This window comes from Halolamina salifodinae (genome assembly GCF_017874235.1).
Lineage (GTDB): Archaea > Halobacteriota > Halobacteria > Halobacteriales > Haloferacaceae > Halolamina > Halolamina salifodinae.
The window spans coordinates 212,654-229,670 of sequence record NZ_JAGGLC010000003.1; the positions used below are offsets into that span (position 1 = coordinate 212,654).

Consider the following 17,017-nt stretch of genomic DNA (forward strand, 5'->3'; position numbering starts at 1 on the left):
CAGGCTACGACGCGTGGCACCGAAAAGGCGCGGTTCGCGTCACTCCGGCGTCGTCACGGGGATGGTGACAGCGTCGCCAGTATCGTCCTCCGGCGCTGCGTTGTCGCTGGCCTGCTTCGGGAACAGATCCTGGAGCGCGGCCTCGACGTTCCACTTGTTGGCTTTGAACACCGCGTCGAACGCCGGGCCGACAACTGGGACCGAACCGGCGGCGAAGTCGAGGCTGATGCGTGCGAGCATCCCCAGCAGCGTCGTGAAGGAGACGCCGAGTCGGGCTGACTCGACGACGATGTACAGCGAGATGCCGGCGCTGAGCGCGTCGCCGATCCCCGGGATGGCCGAGAGCAGCGGATCGAGGCCGATCCGGTACTCCACGACCGGGAGCCGGATCGACTCGTCGAGCGCCACCGCGACCGTGCGCATGCGCTCCAGCGCCGCGCGGTCGACCGTCTCGGGCACGTCGGCCGGGTCGATCCCCTCGAACGCGCTCGCGATGTCGTCGGTCACGGCCGTGATCGGGCCGAACGACCGAAAAGCGCTGTGGCGATCCGCGCCACGGACCGCGGCCGGGGACAGTTAAGCCGGGGGCGGACCAACCCCCGTCCATGAGCACGCTCGAAGTCGTCGACCGCTGGGACGACGGTATCAGTTGGACGCTCGCCGAGGAGATCGGCGGGATGCACCGGACGAGCCACGCGATCCGGACCGAGGAGGGCGTCTGGCTCGTCGATCCCGTCGACGCGCCGGGGCTCGACGACGAACTCGCCGAACTGGGCGAGGTGGCGGGCGTTACCCTCCTGCTGGACCGCCACAAGCGCGACGCCGACGCAATCGCGACCCGACACGACGTCCGCATCGCACTCCCGACCAACCTCGCGGGCGTCGCCGACGACCTCGAGGCGCCAGTCGAGACCTACAGCGAGTCGCTCTCGGAGACGGGGTTCAAAGCGATCACCGTCGTCAACAACCAACTCTGGCACGAGGTGGCGCTCCGCCACCCCGGCACGGGGACGCTGATCGTCCCGGAAGCCGTGGGGACGGCGGACTTCTTCACTACCGACGACGAGCGACTCGGCGTCCATCCCGCGCTACGCCTGTTCCCGCCGCGGAAGTCGCTGGGGAGCCTCTCGCCCGACCGGATCCTCGTCGGCCACGGGCCGGGCGTGTTCGACGACGCCACCGCGGCGCTCCGGACCGCACTCGCGAACTCCCGCCGGAGCGCGCCGAAGTACTACGCGGGGCTGGCGCTGTCGGCGATCAAGTAGGCGTCGTCGGCCTAGTCGGTGTCGTTGTCGGCGTATTTGGCGTCATCGTCGTCACCGTCGACGCCGTCGGCGCGGCGGCCCCACACATTCGGGAATACCAAACTACTACTGCCTCACCCGCTCATCTCCGGTACGATGACTCGGCCGCAGCTTACGCATATCCAGATCGACAACTACGGCCCGTGGACCGTCGAACCCGAGCCACGCCGGGAGATGGACCTCCAGACGCTCCAGTCCCGGCTGTTCGCGGACATCGCGCAGTTCGTCGGCTCGCGGGACGGCTACGCCTTCTTCACTCGCTTCGACAACATGGTCGCGGTCACCAACGGTCTCGATCAGGCCGACCACGAACTCATGCAGGAATCAATCGGCAACCGCTACCCGATTTCGATCAGTCTCGGCACGGCCGTCGACCCGGTGCCCATCGAGGCCCTCGAAGGCGCGACCGAACGCGTCCAGCAGGCCGGCAGCGCGCAGGACCGCGGCCGGCGCGAGGTGCTCGGCGGCGAGTACCGCCCGCCCGAGGAGGGTGACGTGAGCATCGCGCATTTCGACGTGAACGACGCCACCGGGAAGTACACCGACCGACTCAACGAGTTCGACTCGTTCATCCGCATCGAGCAGGCGTACGCCAGCCTGATGCGGCATATGCGCGAGGCCCACGGCGCGCTCTCCTTTTTCGTCGGCGGCGACAACGTCATCTCGGTCGTTCCCGATATGGCCGAACAGGAGTATCTCGACGCCATCGACCACGTGAGCGACGACGCCGACGTGGAACTCAAGGTCGGCGTCGGCCACGGTCCGACCCCCCACGACGCCGGCATCGACGCCAAGCACGCGCTGGAGGACTGCCGCTACGACGGGACGCGCGTGGAGTTCGCCCGCGAGGACTGAGTTCTCTCCACGGTCTCGCCTCGAGTCTGTTGCCCAGCCTCTCCTCAGGCGTGTTCGAGCAGCAGATAGCCGACAGTCGCCATCGCGAGCATGAGGCCCACGAGGTAAGCGACGAACCGGCGGTCGGCGTCGGCGAATATCGCGTCCCCCAGCACGCTCACGACGCCGAACAGCGCGAGCGCCACGCCGGCGAGTAGGACCGTCTCTGCGAGGCTCACGCCCGGACTGGCGGCGCGACGGGGCTTAGCCGTTGTGGCGTCCCCTTCCGCAACCGCTTTTTCTGTCGGGCCCGTCGTTCGCTCAATGACTGACCCCGTTCCCGTCGCGGTCCCCCGGAAAGGGCGCCCGCTGGAGGCGGTGTTGGAGCGGGTCGCCACTGTCGCCGCCACCGACGAGGCCGCGGCGACCGTCGACCAGGTGACCTCCGTACTCCGGTACGAGAAGGCGATCACGAAGGGCGAACAGACCGCCGAGAAGGGGAGCTACGAGCGTCTCGTGGAGTACTCCGCGCCGAACGACCCCAACGGCCCGGAGTTCACGCTCCTACGCGACGACCGCCAGGGGAAGCCCCGACGCATCGTTTTCGACAGCCTCACGGTCGAACTCGAGGGCGTCCCGGTCCACCTCGTCGGCCGGGAGGAGCCGTTCCGCGCGCTGCGTACCCACGAGTTCGCGCTGGGCTTCGACGCCGCCGACCTCGTGCTGGAGGAGGTCGTCTCGCTCGGCCCGGAGGGCATCGCCGACCTCGCAGCTGTGAACGAGCGCATCGACCCCACTGAGTCCGACGTGCGCGTCGTCACCGGACTCGGTGACACGGTGTACCACACGCTGCTCGCGGCGCCCGAGACGGTCCCGACCGGCGTCGACCTCGACCGCGAGTTCCTCGCCGACTACGAGGGGCCGCTCTGTATCTCGCCGCGCTACGAGCGCCTCGTGGAGGCGGTGCTGGGGATGGACGCCATCGACGGCGTCGAGTTCGTCTACCCCGAGAACGGCCAGGAGGAGGAGGCCGCCATCGCTGAGGCCGGCCTCGGCGTTTACCTCACTGTCACCGGGAGCACCGCCCGGGAGTTCGGCCTCGTGCTGGGCGAGAAGCTGTTCCCCAGTGAAACGGTGCTGCTCGAGAACACCGCCGAGGTTGCCGGCGAAGACGCCATCGAGGCGGTCCGCTCGATCATCTCGCAGGGGCTCCGCGAGGAGACCGAGCTCTGGGCGTAGTCAGCGCAGCTTCTTTCACGCCGTCCCAAGCGGCGAGTCGTCAGAGCTTACCGGGCCGACTTCGATGCTCGGACATGGATCTCGAAACCACGTTCGGGCAGAGTCAGCCGATAGTCGGGATGGTGCACCTCGATCCGCTGCCGGGCGCGCCGAAGTTCGAGGGCGACCGCGAGGGCGTGATCGAGCACGCCCGTGCCGACGCCCGGGCGCTGGAGGCCGGCGGCGTCGACGCCCTGATGATCGAAAACTTCGGGGACGTGCCGTTCTACCCCGACGACGTACCCAAACACGTCGTCGCGTCGATGACCCACGCCGCAGGCGCCGTCGCCGACGAGGTAGACCTGCCGGTAGGCGTGAACGTGCTCCGCAACGATGCCACCGCCGATCTAGCGGTCGCACAGGCCATCGGTGCGGAGTTCATGCGCGTGAACGTCCACACCGGCGCGCGCGTCGCCGACCAGGGCATCATCGAGGGGAAGGCCTACGAAACGATGCGCGAGCGCGACCGTCTCGGCGCCGACGTGGCGGTGTTCGCCGACCACGACGTGAAGCACTCCGCACCCATCGCCTCGGAGGACTTCACCGCCGAGTCGTTCGCCGACAACGTGGAGCGTGGGCTGGCCGATGCCACCGTGGTCTCCGGGATGGGTACGGGCCACGCTGTCGACCGCGAGACCCTTCAGCAGGCGTCCGACCGCCGGGAGGAGTTCGACCTGGACGTGCCGCTATTCGTGGGCAGCGGCGTCACCGCCGAGACGGTCGGCGACATCCTCAGTATCGCCGACGGCGTTATCGTCGGCACCGCGCTCAAGGGCGGCGACGAGTCGGGCGACCCCGTGAGCGAGGAGCGAACCCGGGCGCTAGTCGCTGCCGCCGACGAGGTCCGGGAGAACTGAGCCCCCACCGGCGCCGTCGCTCACGAGGCTAGCGAACAGGCGACCGCTCCGTCGCCCGAGGCGTGTGGCCGCACACCCGCTGACGCCCCGGGACGGCTCTCAGTGCATCGACGGTACTGGTCGCGCTTTCGTACTTGAACGCTCGGTCTACAGCAGGTCGGCGACTGTAGTTCGCAGCCAGTCCATCTCGTCTTCGTTGATGCGGTGGCCCATCCCCTCGTAGAGCCGTTCGGTCACGTCGGCGCCGCGCGCGTCGTAGGCCTCGGCGGACTCGTGGACGCGGGATTCGGGGATGTGTGGATCTTCGTCCGAGCAGCCGAAGAAGGCGGGCGTTCCTTCAAGACTCTCCTCGCCGGCCTCGGGCCAGGTCATCCCCTCCGGACCGATCAGACCGCCGCTGAACGCGGCCATCCCGCCGTAGCGCTCTGGGTTCTGATAGACGTACTCGCTGGCGAGACAGGCGCCCTGCGAGAATCCGGTGACGACGATATTCTCGTGCGGAATGCCCGCAGCAAGCGCGAGTTCGACGGCATCGTCGACGGCCCGGAGCGCCGAGTCGAGATGCGGCTGATTGGCCTCACGGTCGGCCATGAAGGAGTTCGGGTACCAGGTGTTGTGGTGCGCCTCCGGAGCGATGTGAGTCACGCCGGAGTGTCCGAGTTCGTCGGCGAGATCAAGCACGCTCCCCGGGCGCGCGCCGCGGCCGTGGAGTAGCACGAGCGCCGCCTCGGCGGCCTCTTTCGGCGCCCCGGCGGTTTTGATCGGCTGGCCGGCGTGGGGGCCGTCGCCGCCGACGGCCGGGCCGTTACTCATCGGTCGCCTCCCTGTGCGTCCGGGTTTTCGGTGTCGTGGGTGTCTGGCTCATCAGGTCGAACGGGTTTGTCGAGCGGCGGTAGCTGTTCGCGGATCATCTCCTTGTCCTCCTCCAGCCACGGCGGCAGGCGGAGTTCGCTGCCGAGTTCCGGGATCGGTTCGTCGCGGTCGATTCCGGGCCCGTCGGTCGCCAACTCGAACAGGACGCCGCCAGGGTCCCGGACGTAGACCGACTCGAAGTAGTAGCGGTCCCGCGGGTGCGATGGCGAGAGGCCGGCGTCGACGAGGCGGTCGTACCACGCCTCGAGCGCCGCGCTGTCGGGCATCCGGATCGCGACGTGGTGGCCGGTGCCGGCGCCCTCCTTCCCCCACGGCTCCTCGCGGCCGTAGAGGTCGATGACGGTGCCGGGCGTCGGCTCGCGGGCAAGGTCGGTCGTGTCGGCTTCCAGCCCCTCGGTTTCGACGCCGTCGGCGCCGGCGACGTAGCGCACGCGTTCGCCCGCCTGCCCGACGAGGCCGAAACCGAACAGTTCCAGCACGCGCCCGGTAACGTAGGGGCTGTTCGAGCGCAGCGTCACGGAGTGCATCCCCCGGATCGCGTGCGTCTCGGGGACGCTCTCGTCCCACGGTTCGACATCGACGCCGTCGACGCCCAGCCGCCCGGCGTCGGCGCCCTCGATCAGCGCGAGGTCGAGGCCGTCCGGGTCCGTGAAGGTGACAATTGGCTCGCCGAACCGCTCTCCTTCGTCGGCGTCGACGCTTTGTTCGTCGAGGCGCTCCTGCCAGTAGTCGAGGCTCCCCTCCGGCACCGCGAACGCCGTCTCGCTTGGCTGGCCGGCGCCGCGCCGGCCACCCGAATCCAGCGGGTAGGGGAACGCCGTGAACGTCGTCCCGGGCGTGGCTTCCTCGTCGCCGAAGTAGAGGTGGTGGACCGCCGGCTCGTCGTGGTTGACGGTGCGCTTGATGAGGCGCAGCCCCAGCACGTCGCGGTAGAACGTCAGCGTCCCGTGGGGGTCGCCGGTGACGACCGAGACGTGGTGGATGCCGGGCGTATCGGGTGCCTCGCCGGCGTCGATGTCGCCGACAGCGCCGTCGACGCCCGCATCGGGGGCGAGCGAATCGAGGTCGGGTTCCCGCTCGCTCACAGTCCCCCCGACCCGGAGGCGGCCGTGCTCGGGATCTCGATCTCCTCGACGGGGATGTCGAGTTCCTCCAGCGCGGCGCGCATGTGCTCGTCTTTCACGTACTCGGCGCCGCTGTCGACGCGGTGAGCCTGGGCATGCGCCAGCACCTCGCCCCGGCGGTCGTCCGGGATCTCGAACTTGTCCGCGGCGAGTTCGATGGTGAGGCCGTTGTGGTCCCGGGTGTAGAGCGAGTGGAACGCCCCGCGGTCGAACTCGTTGTAGCCGTAGCCGTGGTCCTCGAGGCCCTCGGCGATCTCGGCGAGTCGCTCGCCGTCGACGCTGAACGCGAGGTGGTGGACGCCGCCCATCCCGACGCGCTGCGGGCGGTCGTCGGAGTCCCGTTCGTTGACGAAGAACGTGATGATGCGGCCGTCGCCGGCATCGAAAAAGAGGTGAGTCGCCTCCGGGTTGTCGAGGTTCGGCTGGCGGAGCACCAGCGGCATCCCGAGAACGTCCCGGTAGTACTCCACGGTATCCTCCTCGTTGCTACCGATCAGCGTGATGTGGTCGACGCCGGTGACGCCGACGGGGCTGTCGGGGTTCTCGGCGGTGACGGGGATGTCGCTCTCGTCGGCCTGGGTGGGTGCGTCAGTCATGGTTGTCTCGTGATACTGGGTTCTCGTCCCACGGATAAATCCGTTCCCCGACACGGGCGATACCCGGTGACGCGGGCGTTACTGCCCGGTCAGCCGTCGCGCTCTGCGAGGAACGCCCGGACGGCCTGGGGATCGGGAAGGCCACCCCGGGCACCCTCGGCACCACAGTTCAGCGCCGCCGTCGCCGCGGCGAATCGCCCCGCCGTCGCAGCATCGGCGTCGCCAAGCAGCCACCGCTCGGTGAGCGCGGCGGTGAAGGAGTCGCCGGCGCCAGTCGTGTCGACGGGGTCGATATCGAACGCCGAGATCTCGGTACGACCCTCTCCCTCGAACAGCGTCGCCCCGTCAGTACCGAACGTGACGGCGCCGCGCGAGCAGTCCCGCTCCCTGAGTGCGTCGACGGCCTCGCCCGCGGGGCAGTCGAGGTAGGACTCGGCGGCTAGCCGGGCGGTGATGAACAGGTCCGCCACCTCAACCACGCGGTCGATGGTCTGGCGTTCGGTTCCGCGGCCGCGTAGCTCCTCGATCGGCCCGGAGAGATCGAACACGAGCGCCGGCCCCGCGGGATCGGCCGCCATCTCGGCGATTTCGGCGGTAACGGCGTCGGGCACGTATGCGGTCACGAACACGGCGTCGGCGCCGCGGATCGCCGCGCGGTCGGCGTCGTCGAGTTCGAGGCGAACTGTCGAGTCGCCAGCGGTGACGATCATCCGCTGGCCCTCGGGCCCGCGGGGGATCACGCAGTGGGTCGTGGTGCCCGGGCCGCGCTGGATCAGGTCAGTCGAGACCGGGCCGGCCTCGAGGTCGGCGAGCACGCGGTCGCCCATGTCGTCGTCACCCAAACGGCCGAGGAGGGCGGTGTCGCGGCCCAGCCGTGCCAGTCCGGTGGCGACGTTGGCGCCCACGCCGCCGAAGCGGTCGGTCACCTCACGGGCGAACGCGCCGCCGTCGGGTTCGGGGAGGTTCGTCACCTCGTAGAAGCGGTCGACGGTGGCGGCGCCGACGGCGACGACTTCGGTGGCGCCGTCCGCGGGCGCGCTGCCTGCGGGGTCGTCGCGCGCCCGTGCATCGTCGGCCGGGCCGTCGCCCGCCGAACCATCCGACGTTCGGTCAGTCACATCCCCGCTGGGGGGCGTCCGGGGATAAGTGTACGGCGCTCGGGCCGGCACCACCCCGTCACCCCGGCCGGATGAGCGAAGGACTAAGTTCGTCTCGGCCAACCACCGCGAGCGTGCACTACGACGTGAACCGACGCGAGACCGAGGCGGCGACGGGGACGTGGGGATGACGGTCACCCTCGAGGACGTGCGCGCGGCCCGCGAGCGCCTGAACGAGGTCCAGCGCATCCGTGAGACGCCAGTCAGACACAGCGCCACGCTGGGCGAGACGGTCGGCGCCGACGTGTGGCTCAAACTCGAACACTTCCAGAAAACCGGCTCGTTCAAGCCCCGCGGGGCGTACAACCGGATCAGCCAGATCGCCGAGCGCGGCGAGGCCGAACGCGTGGTCGCCGCCAGCGCGGGCAACCACGCGCAGGGGGTCGCGTTCGGGGCCACCGAGTGTGGCCTCGACTCGCTGGTGTTCATGCCCGAGACGGCGCCGCAGGCCAAGATCGACGCCACCCGGGGGTACGGTGCGACGGTTGAACTCCGGGGCGAGACGTTCGCCGAGGCGATGGCGGCCGCCCAGGAGCGCGCCGACGAACCGGGCACCGCGTTCGTTCACGCCTACGACGATCCGGACGTGATCGCCGGGCAGGGAACGCTCGGCCTCGAACTGCTGGAGCAGGTGCCGGATCTCGACACCGTCGTCGTCCCCATCGGGGGCGGCGGCCTGATCTCCGGCGTCGCGACGGCGATGCAGGCCGTCGAGCAGGACGTGCGCGTCGTCGGTGTGCAGGCCGAGGCCGCCGCGACGGCGCCCCAGAGCCTGAAGAAGGGTGAGCCGGTCGCCAACGAGACGCCCAACACCATCGCCGACGGCATCGCGACCGGCAGCCTCTCACAGCGCACGTTCGAGATCATCGAGGAGCGCGTCGACGAGGTGGTGACCGTCGACGACACCGAGATCGCGAACGCGACGCTCTGGCTGCTCGAACGCACCAAACAGATGGTCGAGGGCGCAGCCGCGGCGTCGGTCGCGCCGCTGCTCGCGGGCGACCTTGAGGTCGACGGAACGGTCGTGCCGCTGCTCTGTGGCGGCAACATCGACATCGCGACGCTGCAGGACGTGCTGACTCGTGCGCTGGTCGACCGCCGGCAGTTCGTCACGCTCCGCATCCGGATCGACGACCAGCCGGGGGTGCTGGGCGAACTCGCCACCCTCATCGGCGCCCACGACACCAACATCCGCAGCGTGCGCCACGACCGCTCGGAGCAGGGGCTCCCGGTCGGCGAGGCGGATATCGTCGCCCGGCTGACGACGCCCGGCGAGGCCGCTATCGAGCGCATCGTCGAGGAGATAGAGGACGCCGGCTACACGGTCCGGGAAGTCGTCCCGCGGTAGCGACCTTACTCGGCGGGCGTCGCGACGACGACAGTGTAGTCACCCTCGCCGCCGGGCCACGGGAGCGTCCGGACCGTCTCGATTTCGAGGCCGGCGTCGGCGACCAGTTCTTGCCAGAAGTCGGCGCTCACTGGCCGCTCGTCGTTGATCAGCGGGAGTTCGATCAGCCCGACACGGCCGTCCGGCGCACAGACCCGGCCCATCTCTTCGAGCGCCGCCCGCGCGGTGCCCTCAGGCAGGTCGTGCAGCATCATACACGAGGTGACGACCTCGTGGCTTCCTGCATCCAGCGGCATCCCGGTGGCGTCGCCGGCGACCAGTTCCGGGTCAAGCCCGGCTTTGCCGGCGTTTTGCCGCGCCAACTTGGGGCCGTTCCCGAGGATGATCCGGTCGTCGAAGCGGTCGAGTCCCGTGACCGTGCAGTCGTCGCCGATCGCCGGCGCGAGGCCGACCAATGATCGGCCAGTCCCGCAGCCGACGTCCAGCAGCGAGTCGGCGTCGTCGAGCGACAACTCCGCCGCCAGCGCCTCGTAGCGCCGGCGGTTCAGCGACCACGGGCGGGGGTGGAGCAGGCTCTCGATACCCGTTGCACCCGCGATGCCGAACCCCGCGGCGGCGACGGCGGTGAGCAGCCTGCTCCGCGAGGGCAGCCGAGCGGCGACGGCCGCCAGCATCGCGGCCGCGACGACTGCCGCTGCTGCCCGCAGCCCTTTCCGCCAGTGATAGACGCCGAAGTAGTACACGTGTGGTCTCTGGGTCGGTTAGTACGCGACCGAAAAAACGCGTGTCGGTGAGTCAGACGCCGATCAGGCGTCGTCGTCTTCGTCGTCGCCGTCCGAGCGCTTCTTGGCCGCGGCGGCCGCGCCCGCGACGCCGGCCGCACCGGCGGCGGCCCCGAAGCCGGGACCGCTCGTCTCGGTGGACTCCTCGGTATCGGTCGCCGTCTCCGTCACCGCCTCGGTCTCCGTGGCGGTCTCAGTCTGCGTGGCCGTCTCGGTCTCCTCGGTGAGTTCGGCCTCGACCGAGTACACTTCCAGCCCCGTCGAGCTGGTGATGGCGACGTACTGTTTGTTCTCCGCGGGCACGTCCCACGTGATCGGTGCGGGGCGGATGCCGCTCCCGATGTCGATCTCGTGGGCGATCTCGCCGGTCTCGGCGTTCAGCACGCGGAAGGCGCCGGTGCCGGTGCCGCTGAGGACGACGTTCCCGCCGGTCGGCGTGTTGCCGCCGGTGAACTGGAACGGCGCGGCCTCGTTTTCCTGCGTCCAGACGATCTCACCCGAGTCGGGGTCGATGGCGCTGACGCGGGTGGCGCGCTCGCCGGATTCGGCCGGGATCGGGAACGGCTTCCCGCCGCCGACGCTGTGCTCCAGCGAGTCCGGGCGGAACTCCCAGTCCGGGTCGTACCACGGCTCCCAGAAGTCGTCGTTGGAGTCGAGGTAGTACAGCCCCGTGTCGGGACTGTAGCCGCTGGGGTGCCAGTCGGTCGCACCCATCGCGGTCGGGGACTGCTCTTTCTTGTTCTCTTCGCCCGCGGGCGGGAGCGCGAACATCGGGAGCTCGGCGCCCTGATTCGCGTGGGGCTCCGAGCGACGGAGGAGCTGTCCCGTTTCGGCGTCGATGACGTAGAACCAGCCGGTCTTGTCCTTGACGCCGATGACGCGCGTGGTCTCCCCGTCGATCTCCATGTCGATCACAGAGGAGAGGTACGCGTCGTAGTCCCACCAGTCGTGTGCGGTCAGCTGGTGGACCCACTTCTCCTCGCCGGTCTCGATGTCGAGGGCGATGACGGAGTCGGAGTGCTTGTTCGGGCCGGCACGCACCACGCCGTTGACCTGCGGCGAGGGGTTACCGGTCGTGAAGAAGACGGTGCCGGTCTCGGGGTCGACGGAGGGCGTCGTCCACGGCGCGCCGTCGCCGAAGCGCCACGTCTCGTCGATCCAGAACTCCGGCGGGATGACGTTGTAGTCCCAGAGCTTCTCGCCGGTCTCGGCGTCGAACGCCATGAAGGCGCTCCAGTTGCCACCCTCGCCGCTCTGGCCCTTCAGGACGACGCCGTCGAAGACGAGCGGCGCGCCACTGTTGGTGAGGCGGTGAGTCGAGGGGTTCATCTTCTCTTTCTGGCGCTCGGAAACCGCGTGGGTCTGCCACTGCAGTTCGCCGGTGTAGCGGTCGACCGCCATCAGGCGGAGGTCGGCCGCACAGTAGATGACCGTGTCGCCCCAGACGCTCGCGCCACGCTGGTTTCGGCCGACGTTGTGTTTGTACTCGAGTTCGTACTCGAAGGTCCAGTAGACGTCGCCGGTGTTGGCGTTGAGCGCCGTGAGGTTCTGGCCCTCGGTGACGTACATGACCGGGGGCTCGCCCTCGCCGCCGGGCACGACGATGGGCGTCTGCTGGCCGCCGCCGAGCTCCATGCTGTACTCCTCGGTGAGCTGGTCGGCGTTCTCCGGCGTGATGCGGGCTGCGGGGGAGTAGCCACGCTGTTTGAGACCCTTGTTGTACTGTAGCCACGACTCCGGGTTGTCGTCGTCGGCACGGAGCTGTTCGTCGGTGACGGTCGAACCGGGCGCCTCCGCCTGGAAGTTCTCCGCCAGCCGCTCGGCGGTCGGTTCGATCTCGCTCTCTCGGTCGGGTTTGTCTTGCTTAGCCATAATCAGTTACGGGGGGCTCGCATCTCCTCGGTCACCCAGTAGACGTCCTTCGGGAGCATGTTCTGGGCGATCGCCTGTACCGCGAAGCCGGTGGTGAGCAGGGCGCTCAGCTCCTCGTCGGAGAAGCGACCGGACTCCTCGGCGACGGCTTTCGCACCCTCGCTCACGAGCTGGAGGCCGGCGGCCATCGAGCGGGCGTGCCAGACGGCGTCGCCGTAGTGACCGTCGTCGAGGAGCACCTGTTTCTGCCAGAGATGCTCGTCGAGGTCGTTCAGCCACGCCAGCACGCCGAACGACGCTGCCTTCGTCATGGGCGGGATCTTCTCGCCGAACTCGATCTGGGAGCGGGGGATCTCCTCGCTCGCGACCCAGTGGTAGGCATCGAGTTCCTCGGCGTTGGCGATGACCTCGGTGAGGAGGTCGACGCCGTCGCCGTCGGTCAGGCCCAGCGAGGCCAGCGGCTCGGTCAGCGCCTCGGACCCGACGAACGTCGAGACGGCCGACTCGAGGTAGCTCGGTTCGAACTGCGGGAGATGAGCGTCAGTGCTCTGGAAGAAGCCAGTCGTCTCGAGATGGTCGTAGATGGGCTGGCTCGCGGTGGCGAGGCTCTCGAACTCGGCGCGCTGTTCGGCGGCCGGGAGGCCCTGCTCGGCAGCGGCCGTCAGCGAACTGACGGCACTGGCGAGTTCGGCCTGGCCGTCGGCGAGTGCGGCGGCGTCGAGCGAGCCCGTGAGGTCCGCACGGACGTCGCTACCGATCTGTGCGAGCTGCGCGCTCTCGCCCGCGGTGACGGCGTTCCGAACGTCGTCGAGCGACGCGGAGCCGGCGGCGACGGCGCCGCCGACGCCCAGCGCCTTGAGGAACGTCCGCCGGTCCTCGTCGGAGATCTGCCCGTTAGTGTTCTCAGTCACCATTTTGGATCACAACGTTCTGGGAATCGGCATGAACATATAAATGGGTTATGTGTTCAGAAGTGGATTTACGTGGTTGTGTCACAATCACAAATGATCAATCGGTGACTAATGTTGGGATGTTCTGGAAATCCACAAACGGGAACTTCTGGCCGGATTTACTAATCATTCAGTGCGGATTCAGCGACCCACCGATGAGACAAACGGATATCGGTGCGGCCACTGCTATATCTTTTCGTGCGTGTTACTCAATAAAAATCATGATAGATACGACCGCTAGCGGCGGTTGATCCGTCCAGCGGTTCTCCTTCGGTGCCTTCGCCTCGTGTTTCGTGAAGTTCCATCGGAGGTGATCTCGCCGCCATAAACCATATACTGAGATATGCAATCGTCCGGCAGGCATGATCGAGCAGGTGGACCGAGCGAACGACGAGAAACACACGACCGATCGGGCGTGAAGCGGATCGAGAGGCCCATCTTCAGGACCCCACCCCACGCGGCCCGGTCTCGCAGCGACCCCGGCCGGCGTTTGTTGTCGACGATGAGCTGTCGGGAATCTACTCGAGTTCGTCCTGCGCGGCGCCCGCCCCGGATGGGGGTTGCGTTCATTGCGTGACCCGGCGTGTGGACGGCGACGACGCTCGCTGCTCGAGGTGCTGCCGGTCATCGCTTGGATCACGTTGGCTGCGTGCGCGAACGAAGTAGGCGAGTGACGCCAGCGCGGAGGCCCCGTAGAGCGCGTCCACACCGATTCGATATCGCGCTATAAAATGTATTAACCGGAACTGGATACGGCAGTCGGTACGCTGGAGAGCCTAGAAACAGGACGAGGAGACGAGACTCGCGGATAGAGCCCGCAGAGCGAAGGTGACGGCTATCGACAGAATCGCCGTTGGCGCGGTGGTTAGGCTCGGCTACCGTACTGGTCCGGAGTCATCCGCGGACGGCGCGGGCCTGAATCAGGCGTCGTCGACGGCTTCCCACTCGGAGGCCGCCGCGAGCGAGGGACGGGCCTCGCGGAACTCCCGCCGCATCGCGCCGTAGAAGCGACTCCGGCCAACGGGAGACGTGAGCCGGAGCAGAAGCGTTTCCGCCGTCGCGTCGAACGCCGTCAGCGTCCAGCGGCCGCCGACGTGGCGCCACTCGCCGACGCGCTCGGCGTCGTCGACGACCCGGCTGCCGAGTTCCCAACGCTGCCGGGAGAGGTGCTCGAGGTCGAACGGGAGAACGTCGGGAAGCGACGAACGAGCCGCCTCCCCGTGCTGTGCATGCGTCGCCATACCACGTCACTGGGCGTCCGGGCTCAAAAGCGCTCCCATCGCGACCCGATCAGAACACGAACGGGCCGCGCTGCTGGATCGGCTCCTCGTGCGGTTCGCCGGCGACGGCGACGAGGCGGACCTCGCCCTCGACGGTCACGCCGCCGGCCTCCGTTGCTGGCAGCACGTCGCCCTTCCCGAAGCTATCGCCGTTGACGGCCCCCTCGCCCTCGACGCCGAACAGGAAGCCCGACCAGCCCTCCGGCGTGGTCCACTCCCACTCGCCGTCGACGCGCACGTCGAGGTACTCCATCTCCGTGTAGAGCGAGAGCGGCGAGCCCTCGCCGACGACGGTCGTGACCCTCGCGCCGTCCAGTTCCTCGGTGGGGAGTTCCTCGGGGCTAGCGTCCTCGTAGTCGGGTTCGACCTCCTTCTGCTCGCGCGGGAGGTTCACCCAGAGCTGGAGGCCGTTACAGCCAGCGCCGTCGGCAGGCATCTCGGAGTGCTCGATGCCGGCGCCGGTGGTGATCCCCATCGCGTCGCCGGGGTACGCCGTATGGGTCACGCCCAGCGAGTCCTCGTGCTCCATCCCGCCCTCCAGCATGTAGGAGACAATCTCGAACCCCTTGTGGGGGTGCATCGGGAAGCCGTCGTCCGGGTCGATGTAGAAGCGCTCGAACAGCACGAACGGGTCGAGATTCTGCTGATAGTTGCTCGTCGGGAACGCGCGCGTGGCGTTCACACCCGTCCCGTGGCGGACCGTCTCCCCCGGCAGTGGGGAGTTGACCGTTTGGTCGAAAGACATGGCTCGACCGAATCGGTCGGCACTGATAACCATCACGGCGCCGGCACCACAAAATCCTCTGATCGTGGATACTGGCTTTCGAACTTCTGGACTAGCGGGCTCAAACGTGACCATTACCTCGTCTCCCAACCCTTCGGCTTTGAAACTTGAATCCGTTTCAGCGAACGTTCTTACCACGTCGGTCCCAACGGGTGGTTGCATGAGCGATTACGAACTGCCGCCGCTGCCGTACGACTACGACGCACTGGAACCCTCCATCAGCGAGCAGGTGCTCACGTGGCATCACGACACCCACCACCAGGGCTACGTCAACGGCTGGAACAGCGCCGAGGAGACCCTCGCGGAGAACCGCGAGAACGGTGAGTTCGGCTCTTCGCCGGGCGCCATCGGGAACGTGACCCACAACGGCTCGGGTCACATCCTCCACGACCTGTTCTGGCAGTCGATGAGCCCCGAGGGCGGCGACCAGCCGTCCGGCGCGCTTGCCGAGCGCATCGCCGAGGACTTCGGCTCCTACGACGCCTGGAAGGGCGAGTTCGAGGCCGCCGCGTCCTCCGCCGGTGGCTGGGCGCTGCTGGTGTACGACTCCTACAGCAATCAGCTCCGGAACGTCGTCGTCGACAAGCACGACAAGGGCGCACTCTGGGGCTCGCACCCGATTCTCGCGCTCGACGTCTGGGAGCACTCCTACTACTACGACTACGGTCCCGCCCGCGGCGACTTCATCGACGCCTTCTTCGATGTCGTCGACTGGGAGGAGCCCTCGGCCCGCTTCGAGCAGGCCGTCGAACTGTTCGAGTAAGGTCCCCCGTTTCGGCCCATCTGCGGTTTTGCCAGTTGGGCAACCAGTTACTCGCTGCCCAGCTAATGGGCGGTACGCGCTCCCCGCGGCGGCGACGGTGATCGACGACGGTTGGCACACGGCGCCGTCGACGCCCGGCAGGCGCGTTTTCACCGCGGTCCGCGGAGCTAATACCCTCGAGCGCCGTTCATCGTCCATGGCTACGCCCGAGGAGGTCGAGTCCGGCGGCGACACTCGCCGCGAGATCATGGAGGCCACGTTCCGCGCGCTGAGCGAGCACGGCTACGCCGACCTCAGGGTGCGCGACATCGGCGAGGAGTTCGAGAAAAGCCGAACGCTGATCCACTACCACTTCGACGGCAAGCACGACCTGATCGCGTCGTTCCTGGAGTACCTCATCGAACAGTACGAGGAACCCGGCGACGGCGAGATTACGGACCCCTGGGGCGCGCTGTCGGACCGCCTCGATCAGTGTCTGTTCGGCCCGGAGATCGACGCTTTCGACCACTGGGAACGCATGACCGTCTACCACGAACTGTTCGCCCACGCGCGCCACGACGAGCGCCACCGCGCGGTGTTCAACGATCACTACGCACAGCTCCGGGGTAACCTCACGCACGTGCTCGAGGCCGGCGTCGAGCAGGGCGCGTTCCACGACGTCGACGCCGAGTCGCTCGCACAGTTACTCACTGACGTGATCCACGCTGCCCGAGCGCGGCGCATCTCGCTGGGTCACGAGGACGCGCCCGAGCAAGCCCGCGAGGCCGTCGACGAGTTCGTGCTCGACTCGCTGGCGGCCTCAGAAAGAGAGCGGTGAGGTCGAACTCGGCCCGCTGTCGTCGTCGTCCAGCCCACCAGTTTTGAGGAACTCGTAGTCGTTGTCGACGAGCACCACGTCGCTGTCCGCCACTTCCACGTCGACAGAGAGAAGCGACATCCCCGCGGCCGGGCCGTTCCCACACCCCCCCTCGCAGGCGTCGAACATCGAGCCGTGTTTGGGGCAGATGATCTCGCCGTCCCGCATCGCCGCGCCGGAACCGCGGTCCAGTTTCTGGGGCTCGTGCGGGCAGTCGTTGATCCACGCCTCGACGCCGGGGTCGTCCTCACAGGGGACGATGATCGCTTCGCGCTCGTTGGTGAACGCGTCCTCGACGCTGAACAGGTAGGAGCTGTTCTCGGGCACCTCCGAGACTGCCGTGATCGTCTCCGCCATCG

At 68.2% G+C, this 17,017-nt stretch carries 19 protein-coding genes; 7 read left to right on the forward strand and 12 right to left on the reverse strand.

Going from position 1 to position 17,017, the window contains the following annotated elements:
* Nucleotides 1-39: 39 nt before the first annotated feature.
* A complete protein-coding gene (locus J2753_RS08065; protein WP_321168804.1) occupies nucleotides 40-516 on the reverse strand; it encodes a DUF4112 domain-containing protein in 477 nt (158 codons plus the stop codon).
* Nucleotides 517-605: 89 nt separating this feature from the next.
* Here J2753_RS08065 and J2753_RS08070 point away from each other — a divergent pair, with 89 nt between their 5' ends.
* Together J2753_RS08070 and J2753_RS08075 are read left to right on the forward strand one after the other, a co-directional pair.
* A complete protein-coding gene (locus J2753_RS08070) occupies nucleotides 606-1,265 on the forward strand; it encodes a hypothetical protein (protein WP_209491429.1) in 660 nt (219 codons plus the stop codon).
* A 135-nt stretch (nucleotides 1,266-1,400) separates the two neighbouring features.
* Nucleotides 1,401-2,159, forward strand: a complete 759-nt coding sequence (locus J2753_RS08075; protein WP_209491430.1) for a GTP cyclohydrolase III — start codon at nucleotides 1,401-1,403, stop codon at nucleotides 2,157-2,159.
* 44 nt (nucleotides 2,160-2,203) lie between these two features.
* On the opposite strand, the gene J2753_RS08080 is transcribed toward J2753_RS08075, so the two are convergent.
* Nucleotides 2,204-2,377, reverse strand: a complete 174-nt coding sequence (locus tag J2753_RS08080; protein ID WP_209491431.1) for a hypothetical protein — start codon at nucleotides 2,375-2,377, stop codon at nucleotides 2,204-2,206.
* An 85-nt stretch (nucleotides 2,378-2,462) separates the two neighbouring features.
* Between J2753_RS08080 and J2753_RS08085 the strand changes: the two genes are divergently transcribed.
* Both J2753_RS08085 and J2753_RS08090 read left to right on the forward strand, forming a co-directional pair.
* Nucleotides 2,463-3,377, forward strand: a complete 915-nt coding sequence (locus J2753_RS08085) for a hypothetical protein (protein ID WP_209491432.1) — start codon at nucleotides 2,463-2,465, stop codon at nucleotides 3,375-3,377.
* 74 nt (nucleotides 3,378-3,451) lie between these two features.
* The gene (locus tag J2753_RS08090; RefSeq protein ID WP_209491433.1) at nucleotides 3,452-4,273 is read left to right on the forward strand and encodes a BtpA/SgcQ family protein; all 822 of its coding nucleotides are present in this window, start codon (nucleotides 3,452-3,454) and stop codon (nucleotides 4,271-4,273) included.
* A 147-nt stretch (nucleotides 4,274-4,420) separates the two neighbouring features.
* On the opposite strand, the gene J2753_RS08095 is transcribed toward J2753_RS08090, so the two are convergent.
* From J2753_RS08095 to J2753_RS08110, 4 genes are all read right to left on the reverse strand, one after another.
* Entirely contained in the window at nucleotides 4,421-5,086 is a 666-nt protein-coding gene (locus J2753_RS08095; RefSeq protein WP_209491434.1) for an alpha/beta hydrolase, read from the reverse strand.
* On the reverse strand, nucleotides 5,083-6,231 hold the full coding sequence (locus J2753_RS08100) for a VOC family protein (protein ID WP_321168791.1): 1,149 nt from the start codon (nucleotides 6,229-6,231) through the stop codon (nucleotides 5,083-5,085). Before J2753_RS08100 ends, J2753_RS08095 begins: the two co-directional genes overlap by 4 nt.
* Nucleotides 6,228-6,866, reverse strand: a complete 639-nt coding sequence (locus J2753_RS08105) for a VOC family protein (RefSeq protein WP_209491435.1) — start codon at nucleotides 6,864-6,866, stop codon at nucleotides 6,228-6,230. The genes J2753_RS08100 and J2753_RS08105 overlap by 4 nt, the downstream gene beginning before the upstream one ends.
* A gap of 89 nt (nucleotides 6,867-6,955) precedes the next feature.
* A complete protein-coding gene (locus tag J2753_RS08110) occupies nucleotides 6,956-7,984 on the reverse strand; it encodes a carbohydrate kinase family protein (RefSeq protein ID WP_321168792.1) in 1,029 nt (342 codons plus the stop codon).
* 166 nt (nucleotides 7,985-8,150) lie between these two features.
* On the opposite strand from J2753_RS08110, the gene ilvA reads away from it, so the two are divergent.
* Nucleotides 8,151-9,371, forward strand: a complete 1,221-nt coding sequence (gene ilvA, locus J2753_RS08115; protein WP_209491437.1) for a threonine ammonia-lyase — start codon at nucleotides 8,151-8,153, stop codon at nucleotides 9,369-9,371.
* Nucleotides 9,372-9,376: 5 nt separating this feature from the next.
* On the opposite strand, the gene J2753_RS08120 is transcribed toward ilvA, so the two are convergent.
* From J2753_RS08120 to J2753_RS08140, 5 genes are all read right to left on the reverse strand, one after another.
* A complete protein-coding gene (locus tag J2753_RS08120) occupies nucleotides 9,377-10,114 on the reverse strand; it encodes a class I SAM-dependent methyltransferase (RefSeq protein ID WP_209491438.1) in 738 nt (245 codons plus the stop codon).
* Between the two features lie 63 nt (nucleotides 10,115-10,177).
* Nucleotides 10,178-12,025 (reverse strand): outer membrane protein assembly factor BamB family protein, encoded by a 1,848-nt coding sequence (locus J2753_RS08125; protein ID WP_209491439.1) that lies wholly within the window; start codon nucleotides 12,023-12,025, stop codon nucleotides 10,178-10,180.
* Between the two features lie 2 nt (nucleotides 12,026-12,027).
* The gene (locus J2753_RS08130) at nucleotides 12,028-12,939 is read right to left on the reverse strand and encodes a twin-arginine translocation signal domain-containing protein (protein ID WP_209491440.1); all 912 of its coding nucleotides are present in this window, start codon (nucleotides 12,937-12,939) and stop codon (nucleotides 12,028-12,030) included.
* A gap of 956 nt (nucleotides 12,940-13,895) precedes the next feature.
* Entirely contained in the window at nucleotides 13,896-14,216 is a 321-nt protein-coding gene (locus tag J2753_RS08135; RefSeq protein WP_209491441.1) for a hypothetical protein, read from the reverse strand.
* Nucleotides 14,217-14,265: 49 nt separating this feature from the next.
* Nucleotides 14,266-15,000 carry a pirin family protein gene (locus J2753_RS08140; RefSeq protein ID WP_209491442.1) on the reverse strand — a complete coding sequence of 245 codons (735 nt, stop codon included), beginning with the start codon at nucleotides 14,998-15,000 and terminating at the stop codon, nucleotides 14,266-14,268.
* A 199-nt stretch (nucleotides 15,001-15,199) separates the two neighbouring features.
* Between J2753_RS08140 and sod the strand changes: the two genes are divergently transcribed.
* Nucleotides 15,200-15,802 (forward strand): superoxide dismutase, encoded by a 603-nt coding sequence (gene sod, locus J2753_RS08145; RefSeq protein ID WP_209491443.1) that lies wholly within the window; start codon nucleotides 15,200-15,202, stop codon nucleotides 15,800-15,802.
* 196 nt (nucleotides 15,803-15,998) lie between these two features.
* The gene (locus tag J2753_RS08150) at nucleotides 15,999-16,619 is read left to right on the forward strand and encodes a TetR/AcrR family transcriptional regulator (RefSeq protein WP_209491444.1); all 621 of its coding nucleotides are present in this window, start codon (nucleotides 15,999-16,001) and stop codon (nucleotides 16,617-16,619) included.
* On the opposite strand, the gene J2753_RS08155 is transcribed toward J2753_RS08150, so the two are convergent.
* Entirely contained in the window at nucleotides 16,602-17,015 is a 414-nt protein-coding gene (locus J2753_RS08155; RefSeq protein WP_209491445.1) for a Rieske (2Fe-2S) protein, read from the reverse strand. The two genes, J2753_RS08150 and J2753_RS08155, sit on opposite strands and share 18 nt — an antisense overlap.
* Nucleotides 17,016-17,017: the final 2 nt, after the last annotated feature.

Bases quoted from the DNA above. Each gene is read 5' to 3' on its own strand.
- J2753_RS08070 (WP_209491429.1), top strand. From the start codon at position 606: ATGAGCACGCTCGAAGTCGTCGACCGCTGGGACGACGGTATCAGTTGG.
- J2753_RS08075 (WP_209491430.1), top strand. From the start codon at position 1,401: ATGACTCGGCCGCAGCTTACGCATATCCAGATCGACAACTACGGCCCG.
- J2753_RS08085 (WP_209491432.1), top strand. From the start codon at position 2,463: ATGACTGACCCCGTTCCCGTCGCGGTCCCCCGGAAAGGGCGCCCGCTG.
- J2753_RS08090 (WP_209491433.1), top strand. From the start codon at position 3,452: ATGGATCTCGAAACCACGTTCGGGCAGAGTCAGCCGATAGTCGGGATG.
- J2753_RS08095 (WP_209491434.1), bottom strand. From the start codon at position 5,086: ATGAGTAACGGCCCGGCCGTCGGCGGCGACGGCCCCCACGCCGGCCAG.
- J2753_RS08105 (WP_209491435.1), bottom strand. From the start codon at position 6,866: ATGACTGACGCACCCACCCAGGCCGACGAGAGCGACATCCCCGTCACC.
- ilvA (WP_209491437.1), top strand. From the start codon at position 8,151: ATGACGGTCACCCTCGAGGACGTGCGCGCGGCCCGCGAGCGCCTGAAC.
- J2753_RS08125 (WP_209491439.1), bottom strand. From the start codon at position 12,025: ATGGCTAAGCAAGACAAACCCGACCGAGAGAGCGAGATCGAACCGACC.
- J2753_RS08130 (WP_209491440.1), bottom strand. From the start codon at position 12,939: ATGGTGACTGAGAACACTAACGGGCAGATCTCCGACGAGGACCGGCGG.
- J2753_RS08135 (WP_209491441.1), bottom strand. From the start codon at position 14,216: ATGGCGACGCATGCACAGCACGGGGAGGCGGCTCGTTCGTCGCTTCCC.
- J2753_RS08140 (WP_209491442.1), bottom strand. From the start codon at position 15,000: ATGTCTTTCGACCAAACGGTCAACTCCCCACTGCCGGGGGAGACGGTC.
- sod (WP_209491443.1), top strand. From the start codon at position 15,200: ATGAGCGATTACGAACTGCCGCCGCTGCCGTACGACTACGACGCACTG.
- J2753_RS08150 (WP_209491444.1), top strand. From the start codon at position 15,999: ATGGCTACGCCCGAGGAGGTCGAGTCCGGCGGCGACACTCGCCGCGAG.
- J2753_RS08155 (WP_209491445.1), bottom strand. From the start codon at position 17,015: ATGGCGGAGACGATCACGGCAGTCTCGGAGGTGCCCGAGAACAGCTCC.